The organism is Orientia tsutsugamushi str. Boryong, from assembly GCF_000063545.1.
Lineage (GTDB): Bacteria > Pseudomonadota > Alphaproteobacteria > Rickettsiales > Rickettsiaceae > Orientia > Orientia tsutsugamushi_C.
Genome location: NC_009488.1, coordinates 916,884 through 931,223 on the forward strand (window position 1 = coordinate 916,884; position 14,340 = coordinate 931,223).

Sequence of the window (14,340 nt, forward strand, 5' to 3'; positions counted from 1 at the left end):
AAACTCATTATAATTATACACTTATTCTTATTGATGGCGCACAAATTACATTAATATTAGAACTAATGTGGTTAATTACGCCTCCAGCTTTAGTTACAATTAATTTGATTAAATCATCTGAATCGTAATTTTTTGCTAAGTGATCATATATAATAACATCCAGTTTACCTGTTAAAAATAATGTGCATGCATATCTCAAACTACCAAAACACCTAATTTGTTCACTTTTAATAATAGTATCGTTAATCTTCATTGGAATGGCCTTATGCCATGAATCAGCTAACATAAATTCCATTGCCAATAACTTAGATTTATTAGTTTTTGAACTTGGAACTCGTATCTTAAAACGATTTGATTGCTGATGGTTAAATTTATCAACCCATACTTCATTATTATCCATGTAGTAAATTTCTCCTATAGCTGGGAAATATTGTATTCCACATTGAATGTTTCTTTTTTGATGTACTATTTCATGCAGAGAAAATTCAATACAAAAAAATGGTAATGCTTTTTCTAAATTAATTAAGTTATCTATTAAATTTACTAATAAGTACTTACCATCTGGTAAATTTTGTATTTGTTGTTCGTGGTAGAAAATTAATTTTCCAATATCATTTTGCGAATACTTACTTACTCCTTCAATTATGCGTTTTTGAATTTGAATGCAAGAATGAATAACAAATGACCTTGTGTCACACTTAGTGTTTTGTATTACATCTAATTCGCTAAAATCTCTTAATAAAAAAACTGTTGCCTTTCTAATAATTTGCTCAAGTATATTAATAATAGGTAATGTCATTTAGCACGCTCAACAAATGAAATATCTTCTAGCTTAACAACGATTTTTTCTCCAGCGCTTAGATAAGGAGGAACCATGATTTTAGCTCCATTTGATAAAATTGCAGGCTTATATGAAGCAGTTACAGTTGCTCCCTTAATATTAGGACTAGTTTCTAGTATCTCTACTACTACAGTATGTGGTAAAACAAGCCTGATTGGCTCATCTTTATAAGTTTCTACAGTAACAACTGTATTTTCTAGTAAGAATGGCAACTTATTGCTAGCTATAATGCTTTTTTGTACTAGAATTTGTTCAAAACTTTCAAGATCCATCAGGACTAAGTGATTATTTTCTTGATAAAGATATTGGTAATTTCTCTGCTCTAAAGTTGCCTTCTCTAGATAATCAGATGAGCTAAACCTCTCATAAATTTTAGTGCCAGTTTTTAGATTTTTCATCTCTAACTGAATATATGCGCCACCTTTTCCAGGTTTAGTATGGTCTGGTTTTTTACTCACTATCCATAAATTATTTTGATATTCTAGAATATTACCCTCTCGAATAGCATTTGCCAAAATTTTCATAGTAACTGAATTTTAAAAAAGTTAATAGATGATGAAAGCTATAGTATAACTTAAAACTACTAAAACACAAGAGCATATAGAATTATCGTAATTATCTCTTATAGGCTTGAAAATTATGATTTATATATATATAGTAATCAAAAGGTAGTTTATTAAAAATCAAAATATAAGACCACTATAAATTTCTAAATAACAATATTAAGTTATGGCTAAAAAAATTGACAATAAAGCATTGTCCTGTTCGTTTTGTTGTAAAAATCAAAATGAAGTTAAAAAATTAATAGCTGGCTTTTCAGGCTTTATTTGCGATGAATGCATTGAGCTATGTATTCATCTAATTGAGGAAGAGCGTAAATCTAATTTAGCTATATCTAACTATTCAAAATTACCACCAAAAAAAATATATGAAGCAATTAATGCTCATGTTGTAGGGCAGCAGCAGGCTGCTAAAATTCTAGCTGTGGCTGTTTATATTCAGTGTATAAGGTTTGAGCATCGAGAATTAGCTGATCTTGTAGCAAAATCTAATGTGTTGCTTATTGGACCTACTGGTTGCGGTAAGACTTTAATAGCACAAACTTTAGCAAAGATAATTAATGTACCATTTGCAATGGCTGATGCTACTTCGTTAACTGAAGCGGGCTATGTAGGAGAGGATGTTGAGAATATTATTCTAAGACTATTACAAGCAGCAGATTTTAATGTTGAAAGAGCCCAAAAAGGGATCATATATATTGATGAAATAGATAAAATTGCCCGCAAGTCAGAAAACCCTTCTATTACAAGAGATGTATCTGGCGAAGGAGTACAGCAAGCTTTATTAAAAATTATGGAGGGAACTATTGCATTGGTGCCTCCTCAAGGAGGGAGAAAGCATCCTCAGCAAGATTTTATTCAAATAGATACAACTAATATGTTATTCATATGCGGAGGTGCTTTTACTGGAATTGAAAAAATTATTGAAGCCAGAACTTCACAAAGTACTATAGGATTTGAAGCAACAGTGAAATCAAAACATGATCAAGATTATAATCAAATTCTGAATAATCTTGAAGCTGATGATTTAACTAAATTTGGATTAATTCCTGAATTTTTGGGTAGATTACCTGTAATTGCTACATTATCTGATCTAAATCAACAGTCTTTAGTAGATATATTAACAAAACCTAAAAATGCTTTAGTAAAGCAATATCAGAAACTTTTTGAACTTGATGGAGCAGAGTTGATTTTTGAAGAAGAAGCGCTAATAGCAATTGCCCAAAAGGCATTAGCAAAAAAAACTGGTGCTAGAGGGTTACGTGCAATTTTAGAATGCGTATTATTAGATACAATGTTTGAGTTAAGCAATCTTAAAAATATGCAAGTAATAATCACAGCTGATATTGTCAAAAATAATCTAAAGCCTATTATAAAGCCTAAACTGCAAAAAAAATCAGTGAAAAAAAAAGTTACAGCTTAAACAAATCAGTGCAATTTAGTTAAGACAATTTCTTTCTTATGGTTTTGGCAAAGTAAGAAGAAAGCTTTTTTAAGATATAGCTTTTTTAATAAAGCTGAATCAAGAATTAGCAATTAGTTAGATAATATTAATGCTTAGATATTTCAGTTAATCGATTAATTAAAGCATCAATGCTTAATTTTTGAAGCTGGTGATTATGACGATATTTAAATTCTATAGTTGAGGTTTCAATAAAATTTTTGCCTATAATTATCTGATATGGTATACCTATTAAATCATGAACAGCTAATTTATGGCCAGCAGAACTTGAAGTATCATCTAATAATGCATCTGTTTTTTGCTGAGTTAAGATTTGATACAGCTGATTTGATGTTTGTTTGCACTTGTCATTATTAGGTAGTAAGTTAATAACAGAAACTTTAAATGGTGCAACATTTTGTGGCCATATTATGCCATACTGATCATGATTAGCTTCAATAATGGCACCTATTAATCTAGAGATTCCAATGCCATATGACCCCATTTCAACAGCTGTAAGTTTTCCGTTTTGCATTTGAATACAAGCCTTCATTAACTCACTATATTTAGTTCCAAAGTAAAATATATGACCAACTTCTATTCCTGATATAGTAGATATTTTATCATTTGAAATCTGATTTTGATAAGTTTTATGCTTGTCTTCTGTAACTATGTATAATTGCTCTAATTTATTCAAAGATAAATCTTGGTTGTAGTCAAAAGGGTTAAATTTAGTGCTATCATAATATATTTTGCTATCACCTGTAGCAGTAATAATATGAAACTCATGACTTAATTTACCACCAATAGCTCCATTATCAGCCTGAACTGGAATAACTTTAAGACCTAAATCCTTAAAAATTTTCAAGTAAGTGAGATACATTAAATTATAACTTTGTATAGCAGAAGTTTGATCTATATCGAAAGAGTAAGCATCTTTCATTATAAATTCTCTGCTTCGCATTACACCAAATCTTGGTCTAATTTCATCTCTAAATTTCCACTGAATGTGATAAAAATTCTTTGGTAAATCTTTATATGACTGAATACAGCTTCTAAAAATATCTGTGATTAGTTCTTCATTAGTAGGTCCAAATAGGAGATCATTGTCATGTCTATCCTTGATTTTAAGCATTTCTTTTCCATAAGCATTATATCGAGATGATTCTTTCCATAGGCTAGCAGGTTGAATGCATGGCATTAGCAGCTCGGTGCATTGAGCTGCATTCATATTTTTTCTAACAATATCCTGAATGTTCTGTAAAACTTTAATTCCTAGTGGTAACCAGTTATAAATTCCTGCACATGCTTGCTTAATCATACCTGCACGCAACATTAGTTTGTGAGATATAATTTCAGCTCCAGCTGGATCTTCTTTAAGAAGTGGTAAAAAATATTGTGATAAGCGCATTAACTTGATTTTCTTAATTATATAGTTGCAATAGTTTTTTAGCAGATTCAGAAGATCCTGTATAAATGATTTCTGATCTACTGTAATTTAACTTTAATAGCGTAAACAATGCTGGTATATCATCTTCAACATTGATTATTACTTTTGAGATATTATTAAATTTATTTTTTAATATTTTAAACAAATAATCAATAGTGAGTGCTCCTAGGTACTTAATACTACCTGGTGGATTAGTGATAATAACAGGAACATAAATACTATTTAGTTCTTTTATAGCATCCTCAAGATTATAGACTATAACTATCATAATTACTATAACATTATATGTATTTAGCTGTATCTAAATTTCTGCATCAAAGCTTCAACTCCTGGCAACGTTTTGCCTTGTAACCATTCAAGAAAAGCCCCGCCTCCAGTTGAGATATAGCTAAAATCATCAATTACTCCAGACTTTTTTATTGCTGATATGGTATCTCCACCACCAGCAATACTACAAAGGCTACCAGTTCTAGTTTTTTCAGCTATTGCTTTACTTAGATAGGTTGAACCATAATCAAAAGGAGTTTGTTCAAAAGCTCCAACTGGTCCATTCCATACTACAGTTTTAGATATTTTGATTATGTTAATTATCTGCGCAATGGTTTGAGGACCAATATCCATAATTTTAGCATTAGATTGCATCACTAGAGAGGAGTTTAATTCTAGTATAGTTATGTTGTTACTATTAAAATTTTGTATTACTGCATCGAACGGAAGTATTATTTTACAATTTGTAGAGGTTGCTTTTTTTAAAATTAGTGAAGCTACATTTATCAGTTCTGGTTTATATAATGATGCTCCAATATTAAAGCGCTTCATAGCTAGAAAAATATTAGCCATAGCACCAGCAACGATTAAATAATCTGCTTTAGTAATCAAACTATTCAATAAATCTAATTTTGTAGACATTTTTGCTCCGCCTATAATTACAGTAAATGGCTTATTGGCGTTACTAAAAATTGAAGTTAAATGTTTTAGCTCGCTTAATAATAAAAACCCAGCTGCTGAAGGTAATTTAGTAGGCAAACCACAAATAGATGCATGTTTTCTATGAGAGCAAGAAAAAGCATCGTTAACATATATATCTCCTGAGCTACCAAGCTCGTTAATGAAAGTAGCATCGTTTAGCTCTTCTCCTGAATTAAATCTTAAATTTTCAAGCAATAAAACTTCTCCAGCTTTCATATTTATTATAGCGTTTTTAGGAGTTGCTCCAATTGATTCAGGACAAAATTGCACCTTAATATTTAACAACGCTTCAAGTTCAGTCACAACTGATCTTAGCGATAATGTTAATTCTATTCTGCCTTTTGGGTTGCCAAGGTGTGAGATAATTACTACCTTTGCTCCATGTAAAATTAGATATTTTATTGTTGGTATAGTACGAACTATACGTGTATTATCAGTTATCTTCCCACCTTCTTGAGGTATATTAAGATCCAGTCTTAGTAAAACTACTTTATCTTTTACTATAACATCTGAAAGTTGTCTTAACTGTATCATAAATATTTCATACTTGTGTCAGTTTACATATTATAGTCAAGGAAGTTAAATTACTGTGCTAGTAGTGTAATATTATTTCTTTCATCTCTCATCTTTGCAACATAATTCAACTATTTTAACTATGTCTATTATACGATGTACAAAACCCCACTCATTATCATACCATGCTACTATTCTACCAAGATTTTTACCTACTACCTTGGTTTCGTATGGATCAAATATAGCACTAAATTTTGAATGATTAAAATCTACTGAAACTAGTGGAGCTAGCGCAATATCAAGAATATCCTTCATATTAGCTAATTTAGCTGATTCTTTAATTTCATTATTGATAGATTGAACAGTAAGAGTTTTATGACTATAAAAAGTAAAATCAATTAGTGACACATTAGATGTTGGAACTCTAACTGATGAGCCATCTAAACAGTTAGCTAATTCTGGTATTACCTCTTTCAAAGATGTTGAAACACCTGTCTTAGTTGGTATTATTGATGCGAAACATGATCTTGCTCGTCTAAAATCTTTATGACTATTATCCAAAATATTTTGATCGCTAGTATAAGCATGAACAGTAGTAATATGACCACATTGAATGCCAAATTTATCATTTAAAATTTTAACTATAGGAGCAACTGCATTAGTAGTGCAGGATCCAACTGATATAATGTTATGATTTGAATTGAGTAAATGATCATTAACTCCAACTATAATTGTAGCGTCAGCATTTTTACATGGAGCAGAGATAATTACTTTTTTTACTCCAGCTGTTAAATGAGCTATGGCAGCATTTTTACTATTAAATTTGCCAGAACACTCTATAACTATATCAATGTTTTCTTTTTCCCATGGAATAGTTTCTGGTTTACTTTGCCTAAAGAGGCTAATCTTGCTTGTACTATTAAATAGATAATTATTATTATATTGAAATTTGTTTGTTAATTCGCCATGAGTTGAGTCATAATTCAAAAGATGAGCAATGATATCTGACTCTGCAAGGCTATTTGCAGCTACTAATTCAAGTCTGCTATCCTGTAGCGAAGTGATTGCCCTAACTACTAATCTTCCAATACGTCCAAGACCGTTAACAGCAATTCTCATAAATTTCTTCTGCTTTTTATAAGTAATAATTTTACACTAAAAACTATAATATAATTATTTAGTCTTTGATAAACAATTACTTAAAGTTATATTTATTGATTTTAATTTACTAAAGATAATATGTTACCATGGTATAAATAATATAGTTTTATAGTAGTAACGTAGTAACATTGCTGTAATATTTACATTTTTTATTTAATTCTTGAAATGAAAATGTAGTAAATATCATATTAAATTAATATAGTATGCTAATAACAATATAAGCTTATAATTTATGGGGTTTATACATAAATTTTTACATAGTAGACAAATAGATGCAAAACAGTTTGATAGCAATGCCCAGAACTTTATTCCTATAACTTGCCACTACAATGATGAAACTTTATTAACTAAAAATGGCGAATTGATTCAAATATTACAAATAAAAGGTATTAATTCTGAATATACTAATAAGGATTTATTGGGTATTAGAGCAGCAATACGTAATGCTATTAAAAATCATATTAATAATAACAACTTTGCAGTTTGGATACATGTTGTAAGACGCTGCGATAATATTGATGACCCTACTCCTTACAGTCAAGCATTGCCAAATTTTATTCATAATGTTTGGAGCAAAAAAAACTACTGGCAAGATAAATTTGTTAGTACATTATATATCTCAATTGTGCATCATGGATGTAACTTAAATATTAGAAACTTAGATAGTTTTTTGAACTCTTTATCGTTTAAGACATTGGATAATTTTTATGATAAGTTCATAGCATCTGCATTAAAAAATTTATCCATGGCTATAAATAATATAATAACTGAGCTGCAACGTTATAATCCATGCAAGTTAAGTATTAAAATTGATAATAATAAAGTATATTCTGACCTTTTAAATTTTTATAAAAAAATAATACAACTTAATACTGGGTTAATAGAAGTAAAAGATGTTGATTGTGCTGTACAGTTAGCCACTCATAAATATTCTTTTGGAGGAGACAAAATAGAGGTTATACATCAACAAGAAAAAAAGTTTGCATCTATTTTAGGTATTAAGGAATATCAAGATATTAAAGATGAATTAGTGAGTAAGTGCTTACATGCTCCAGTGGAATTTATTGCTACAGAAATTTTTTATTTTGCTGACCAAGTAAAAGCTATTAATAGTTACTCTCAACAAAGTAAAATTATCAGTGCAAGCCGTGACAGTGAACTAGCTCTATTCAAAGGAATAGACCCAATTGTGAATTCTGATAACACATTACCACAGTTTTGCCATCAACAAATTAGCATAATGATTATGGCTGATAGCATTGATCTGCTTGAGAGTAGAGTAGCTTATATATCACAAAGATTAGTAAAACAAGGAATAATACATGTTCGAGAGGATATTAATCTAGCGCAAACATTTTGGTCTCAGTTGCCAGGTAATTTTAATTACATTAGACGTGTTTCTTATAATATTATTGATAATGTAGCTGCTTTAGCAGCATTACATCATTATCCGGTTGGCATGCAGCATAGTCGATGGGGTAGATCTGTCACTATATTTCGAACAGAATGCGGTACTCCTTATTTCATGAATTTTCATGATGAGAGTGCAAAAGGACATACTTGTATAATTGGTGGAGCTCAATCTGGTCGAGCTACTGTCACTAATTTTTTATTGTCTGAAGCATCAAAATATTCTCCAACTATACTTTATTTAACTAATAGAAATAATGCTCAAGTTTTTATAAAAGGAATAGAAGGAACATGGTACAACGGTGATTTACCATTTAATCCATTAAGCTACTTAGAAAGCTCTGATGACTTACTAGAACTATTTAAGATAATAACAGGCAGTTATTTTAATAATTTATCTGATAGCGAAATTGAATGCCTTACAGAGCTAGCTATTGCAGTTATGGATATGCCACCTGAATCACGTTCTTTGATTAAAATTATCAAAGATTTTAATTTTAAGGATTATAGTGCTGGAGCTAGTGTAAAGAAGCGTATTAAGTTATTTATTAGTGATGATAAATGCAGTAAAATTTTTAATCAATCTTCTACTTTAGAATTGCAAGATAATAATGTAACTGCTATAAACTTAGCTGATTATACTGATTATCAATTTAATCAATCTTATACACCTCAAGTAGGAGAAAAGCCGGAAATTTATCATAACAAATTACAAACTTTGCACTGTCTAAGGTCTGGAATTATATTTTCTTTAATAAAAAAATTCAGCTTACTAGACTCTTCAGAGCCTAAAATACTAGTTGTTGATAATATGCCTGATTTAATAGTAGAGCAAGTGTTTATGAACTTAATTAAACAGATCACTGAACAACTATCTGAAAATAATGGAATAATTCTTTCTGTTGTTCAAGTAAATCAGAATGATCAATTTTATTATTCTGATTTCTGGAAGAAATGGTTAAAGTTTAATAATACTAAAATTATACTACCAACTAATATAAGAAATTTACCTATTGCTGAAATCTGTAACCTAAGTACTAGCGAAGCTAAAAAATTTAATACTATTTCACCAAATTCTAGATTATTTATGGTAAAACAAGATAATAATTATGTTATTGTAGAACTTAATTTGGAAGGGTTTCCAGCAATTAGAAAGCTTCTATCAGCTGAAGAAGAAGATTTGAATCTTTTTCATAAAATTATGCAAAAAATAGGTGATGATGCTCCTTCAGCTTGGTTAAGTGATGTTTATGATCAGTTTCAGAACAGTGAGTAATGAAGCCACAACATATCTTTTTAGTTATAATTGTTGCTGTAATTAATTTTATAACCGTTGCTAATGCCACAGCTTCGATTTGTACATGGTTTCGTGGAAGTAGGACTGAAACTTGGAATGGAGATAATGAAGATCTTCAAGGCATTATAAAAAGAAGAAAACATTTATCATTCTGGAAAAAAAGGGAAAAACAGTTTACAAGCACAGAAAATTGCCCACCATATAATAAGTATGGAGGTAGAAGAGGATGCTTACTAAAATTTGAAGAACCAGCAACAATATTTGATTCAAAATTTTGGACAACAGTAGTGGACAATAGCCAAACTCCTGATTGGTATTATGCTCCAGGATATTTACGATATTGTGGTGAAGAAACTATGGCAACATCATATTTTAATCCTAAAATTAGAGTAAGACATCAAAGCTGTAATGCTATTGCTTGTTGGCATAATGATTCTAACTTATCACACGGTGATTGTGCTGTTTTTGCAACGAGTTTAGGTATTCCACTATTAAGAATATGTGCTAGAATAGCTATACCAGATACTACATCATTTGATCAAGATGAAAAGTCTATTTGTGCTTCTGACTCAATAACAAATGATCCTTTATGTCAATATAATGCTAAAGATGATCCTGGCTATACCAGGTGTTATCATTTAAATCATCAAGGAGGACAAGATCCTGATAAAATTTATGATAGTGTAGATGATAATTGTAACGTTCGAATGATAGCTCCTAAATTATGCTTATATGTTGATCCTTCGCTTACATCATTATCATCATTATTAGACCCTTTTGATTACAATCCTATAAGTCAACCTTTACATTCTGGAAGTCAAATTTTCCCTGTTGGTAAAATATTAATTGAATTAATAAATGCAGGAACTAGTTTAGCAGATGCTTTGGTATCATTAGTTGGTATAGTAGTAGACAAAATTGGTTTAAGCTTTTTAAAAGATGTAGTGCGATTTATTGGTAACGTTATTCAGTTTATAGGTAGCGCATTTGTAGACATACTAAAGGATGTTTTTGATCTAAATAGAGTTGTAAATCCTGAAGTGCTAGGATGCGTTGAATTGCCTATTGGGCCGCTTCCACCTCCTTTTTATAATGAGCTTCAAAAAATAGCTTCTGGGAAAGTTGAGATTATTCCTATTTGTACTAAGGAAGAACTTAATCTAGAAAACAAGGAGAATATAAATGTTGCTAGTAGTCAATGCGCTGTTTCTAATATTCATAATAATATTATTAGTAATGCTGTCAGAATTAGTAATAGTAATCAGTTACCTCTTTGTCAGAATGGTGAAGAAGGAGAAAAAAGCTATAAAGCTAATCAGTGCGTTAAAATTCAAAATATTGAGCTGTTTGGTCCTTCAGTAATCAGAAAAAAATATAATGATGTTTTAAAACTATGCAAGTATAGTAATTCTGATGAGCCATGTGTTAATTATAATGGTTGCGAAGACTCAGATAACCAACTAGCTGGTTGCCAAGGAAGAGAATTCAGAGTGTTATATGCAACTAATATCAAAGGAAAAGTAGTTGATGATATAAGTCAATTAGAGCCATCTGAGAAATTTAATTATTGTTTACCAGATTGTGTAGGTGCAAGATGTCCAATTCCAGCCAGTCCTGGAGCAGATAGTTGCTGTGAAGGGGCACAATTATGTCAACAAGTATATGGAGTAGACGTTGGTAATTTCGATGATATAAAGTTAGTGTTTCAACAAGATAAAGTTAATGAAGGAAAGAATGGAGTAGTAAAAGAAAGCATTAGGTTTAATGGCAAAGATCTGATAGCATTAATCACTCGTACTACTCGTTCTATATGTCGAGAGTTGCTTCAGAGTTCAGATAGCAATATTAAATGTGATGATTCACTAATTATTCATGAGCAAACTTCAGATGATATCTGTGTATATAATATTAATAATACAAAAAAGCCATTAATTGGTTGTGTAAAGCGTGCTGCTCCGCCTTTGCCTACTGCTTTCAAATGTAGAAATAGTAAAAATAATCATTTTAAGCCTGACATTGGTATTAAACTTGAAGTGAAAGAGTCTGAAACAAACTATTCACTTGAAGGTTGTATTGAAGCAAAGCATAGCCATCATCAAAATAGGACTAATGATGTTGAAGATGATGAAAATAATAATCAATTTAATATTAATTTAGCAGGATATGATTACAATGCTTATGTTACTGATCATAAAGGTTCTGTATCACCAGATGTAGGTACTAAGTGGGGCAAGTATGATTCAGAAGCTCCTAAAGAAGCTCAAGATGTACAATCACATAATGCAAAGTATCGTTATCTTAAAGGAATAGAGTTTATAAATAATGAGTATGTAGTAGGAGGTAAGCTTATTTGCGTTAACCAAAATAGCAATGCTATTCCTAAATGTCCTTTGTATGAGAAGATGTGTGTATTAGCTAAGGTAAAAAAGAATCCAGAATGTATAAAAGCTCAAAAAAATAATAATACTCAACAAAATTTTGGGCCAGAAACTTGTAAAGAAGTTAGTCAATCAATTGAAGATAGAGTATACCCTAGAGATTTTGCATTATGTAATGAAGAAAGTGCTGATTACCCAAATTGTTTTAAACTAGGCCCTAATGAGTATTATCAATTAACAAAAACTAGCTTTGGCAATACTATGTCACTATCTGGCAGCTCAATAAAAACTGAGGAAGACATAATGAAAACTATAGGTAATTGTGGTAGTGAGACAGTGAAATCTAAAGAATGTGTTTCATATTCTCCTAGAAAATATATTTATAGATTTAATACTGTACAGGAAGTTTTAAAATGTAAGACAGATCATTCAAGATGTACAGTTAATGTGCCAAGCTGTACTAATGATGAATTAATGGATAGAGCTAATACTCAACTAACTAATGATGCTGTAAAATCAGAAACAGCACTAATCGGCCTTTTCAAAACAATTAATAATTTAATTTGTAGTGGTGTAATTGATAAAGTATGTAAAGATGTAAAATATAAATGTCAACCTAAATTTAACATATCAGACAATGGCACAGTTATAGCTATTGAAACATGTATAGATCCTGCTTCTGCTTCTGCTTCTGCGAATAAAAAAAATGCAGCACCTATTACTGATTTTGTATGTAGTACTACTAAATTAGAGTCTTGTGATAAATTATCTAAGAGTAAATTTTATACTTTCACTAATAGTCATGAAAATTTGATACGTCATTATAATAGTGCTAATTTATTAGGCGAACTAGTTGAAACAAAAACATATGTTAATAAACTAGATACTAAAGCTGTATTAATAGATCCTAAATTTTGTGGCAATAGAATTAAGCAATGCACTGAAAATAAACACTGTACTATATTTGACGAAGGTAAAAAGTTTATTCTAGGTGATGAACAAGAATATGTAATAAAACGTTGCCAAACTCAGTTGTGTTATGCAAAAACTTCAGAAGACAAGAAGGTTAATAAAGATGATGTCTTAGTTAAATCACCTTATGAAGGTGATGGCAAAACAAGATTTCGTAGCAAAAATGCGCTAGAGCTAGGATTATGTCAAGTAATACCAGATATACCAAAATGCAAACAAGAAGAAAGCTATAACGCAATATGGCCAGAAACTAATCCAGGAGATCAAGCTATAGGAAAATGCAAGCAAGGAACTAATCCAAGGATAAAATATATTCCTATTAATAAGGATTCTCTAAAGAGACGTTGTCTATTTGATCCAGCTATAGATGCAAGTTCAAATGTTCATTTTACATCTGGAGATACTGCAAAACCAGTTTTGGAACTTCCAACGAAGAAAACAGTTGGATGCAAAGAATATAAAGTGAGATGCTCTAAAATATCAGAAAACGGAGTTATATGGCCAACTGTTGAAGTTGATGCAATATCTCAACCAAAATGTGCAAATTCAGCTTATAAACTATCTAATCCAAATGCAACTAGAAAGTGTGAACTAGATCATAAGAATAATCCTGTATTTACAAAACCTACAGCTAATGTAACTTGCAGTCATCCAGATAAGTGCGATAGACTTGTAGATACAAAAAATGGAGTTATATGGTCAGAAGCTAAAGTACAAGAAATATCTCGTCCAACATGTGTAAACAAAAATCATAAACTATCTCATCCAACTGCACGTAGAAAGTGTGTATTAGATAATAAAGGAGGTATCCATAGACTAGAATTGAACGCAATGATAGACACTGAAGATCCCATAACAAGAAATCACAGAATAAGACCTATTTTAGCATCTAAGATAACTTGTTATGATCCAAATAAGTGCTCCGAAGTATTAGAAAATGGAATTATATGGTCAGAAGCTGAAGTAGGTAAAGAATCTAGCCCTCGATGCGAAAATCCAGATTATAAACTATCAGAGTCTGTTGTAACTAGAATGTGTTTAAAAAATGATAATGGGGTTCCTAAGCTAGCATCTACGGTATCATATTCGTTTTATCCAATTGGTAGAGTTAATGGTTCTGTATCTTCTATAAAGTGTTTACCAAGGTTACGCTAATGAACTTTATAGAATGAAAACGAAAGTAAAATATCAAATTCAGTTTAAATGCTAGGTTAGAGTAAGAAAAAAGATGCTTAAAACTTGAAAAAGAAACAGAAATTTTATTATGGTTAAAAAGATAAGAAAGCAATGCAGAAAAAACATTAGTTTTGAAAATACATAATTGAACAAACCTGTGATGAGTATGGTC

General features: G+C 30.5%; 9 protein-coding genes. 3 read left to right on the plus strand and 6 right to left on the minus strand.

Annotated elements, in window-relative coordinates:
• Nucleotides 1-13: 13 nt before the first annotated feature.
• Both OTBS_RS04470 and efp read right to left on the minus strand, forming a co-directional pair.
• On the minus strand, nt 14-799 hold the full coding sequence (locus OTBS_RS04470; protein WP_011944713.1) for a hypothetical protein: 786 nt from the start codon (nt 797-799) through the stop codon (nt 14-16).
• Nucleotides 796-1,365: an elongation factor P gene (gene efp / locus OTBS_RS04475; protein WP_011944714.1), complete on the minus strand. Its 570-nt coding sequence runs from the start codon at nt 1,363-1,365 to the stop codon at nt 796-798. The genes OTBS_RS04470 and efp overlap by 4 nt, the downstream gene beginning before the upstream one ends.
• 205 nt (nt 1,366-1,570) lie before the next feature.
• Between efp and clpX the strand changes: the two genes are divergently transcribed.
• A complete protein-coding gene (gene clpX / locus OTBS_RS04480) occupies nt 1,571-2,824 on the plus strand; it encodes an ATP-dependent Clp protease ATP-binding subunit ClpX (protein WP_011944715.1) in 1,254 nt (417 codons plus the stop codon).
• A 127-nt stretch (nt 2,825-2,951) separates the two neighbouring features.
• Here clpX and proS read toward each other — a convergent pair whose 3' ends face one another.
• The 4 genes from proS to gap all read right to left on the minus strand — a co-directional run bounded on the left by proS (nt 2,952) and on the right by gap (nt 6,893).
• Nucleotides 2,952-4,253 (minus strand): proline--tRNA ligase, encoded by a 1,302-nt coding sequence (proS, locus tag OTBS_RS04485; RefSeq protein ID WP_011944716.1) that lies wholly within the window; start codon nt 4,251-4,253, stop codon nt 2,952-2,954.
• A 13-nt stretch (nt 4,254-4,266) separates the two neighbouring features.
• Nucleotides 4,267-4,560 (minus strand): hypothetical protein, encoded by a 294-nt coding sequence (locus tag OTBS_RS04490; RefSeq protein ID WP_011944717.1) that lies wholly within the window; start codon nt 4,558-4,560, stop codon nt 4,267-4,269.
• Between the two features lie 23 nt (nt 4,561-4,583).
• Nucleotides 4,584-5,795 carry a phosphoglycerate kinase gene (locus tag OTBS_RS04495; protein WP_011944718.1) on the minus strand — a complete coding sequence of 404 codons (1,212 nt, stop codon included), beginning with the start codon at nt 5,793-5,795 and terminating at the stop codon, nt 4,584-4,586.
• Nucleotides 5,796-5,876: 81 nt separating this feature from the next.
• Nucleotides 5,877-6,893 (minus strand): type I glyceraldehyde-3-phosphate dehydrogenase, encoded by a 1,017-nt coding sequence (gap, locus tag OTBS_RS04500; protein ID WP_011944719.1) that lies wholly within the window; start codon nt 6,891-6,893, stop codon nt 5,877-5,879.
• 274 nt (nt 6,894-7,167) lie between these two features.
• Between gap and OTBS_RS04505 the strand changes: the two genes are divergently transcribed.
• Entirely contained in the window at nt 7,168-9,621 is a 2,454-nt protein-coding gene (locus tag OTBS_RS04505) for a virB4 protein precursor (protein ID WP_011944720.1), read from the plus strand.
• Complete coding sequence (locus OTBS_RS04510) at nt 9,621-14,147, plus strand: hypothetical protein (RefSeq protein ID WP_011944721.1); 4,527 nt, start codon at nt 9,621-9,623, stop codon at nt 14,145-14,147. Before OTBS_RS04505 ends, OTBS_RS04510 begins: the two co-directional genes overlap by 1 nt.
• Nucleotides 14,148-14,340: the final 193 nt, after the last annotated feature.

Bases quoted from the DNA above. Each gene is read 5' to 3' on its own strand.
- OTBS_RS04490 (WP_011944717.1), bottom strand. From the start codon at position 4,560: ATGATAGTTATAGTCTATAATCTTGAGGATGCTATAAAAGAACTAAAT.
- gap (WP_011944719.1), bottom strand. From the start codon at position 6,893: ATGAGAATTGCTGTTAACGGTCTTGGACGTATTGGAAGATTAGTAGTT.
- OTBS_RS04505 (WP_011944720.1), top strand. From the start codon at position 7,168: ATGGGGTTTATACATAAATTTTTACATAGTAGACAAATAGATGCAAAA.
- proS (WP_011944716.1), bottom strand. From the start codon at position 4,253: ATGCGCTTATCACAATATTTTTTACCACTTCTTAAAGAAGATCCAGCT.
- OTBS_RS04495 (WP_011944718.1), bottom strand. From the start codon at position 5,795: ATGATACAGTTAAGACAACTTTCAGATGTTATAGTAAAAGATAAAGTA.
- OTBS_RS04510 (WP_011944721.1), top strand. From the start codon at position 9,621: ATGAAGCCACAACATATCTTTTTAGTTATAATTGTTGCTGTAATTAAT.
- efp (WP_011944714.1), bottom strand. From the start codon at position 1,365: ATGAAAATTTTGGCAAATGCTATTCGAGAGGGTAATATTCTAGAATAT.
- clpX (WP_011944715.1), top strand. From the start codon at position 1,571: ATGGCTAAAAAAATTGACAATAAAGCATTGTCCTGTTCGTTTTGTTGT.
- OTBS_RS04470 (WP_011944713.1), bottom strand. From the start codon at position 799: ATGACATTACCTATTATTAATATACTTGAGCAAATTATTAGAAAGGCA.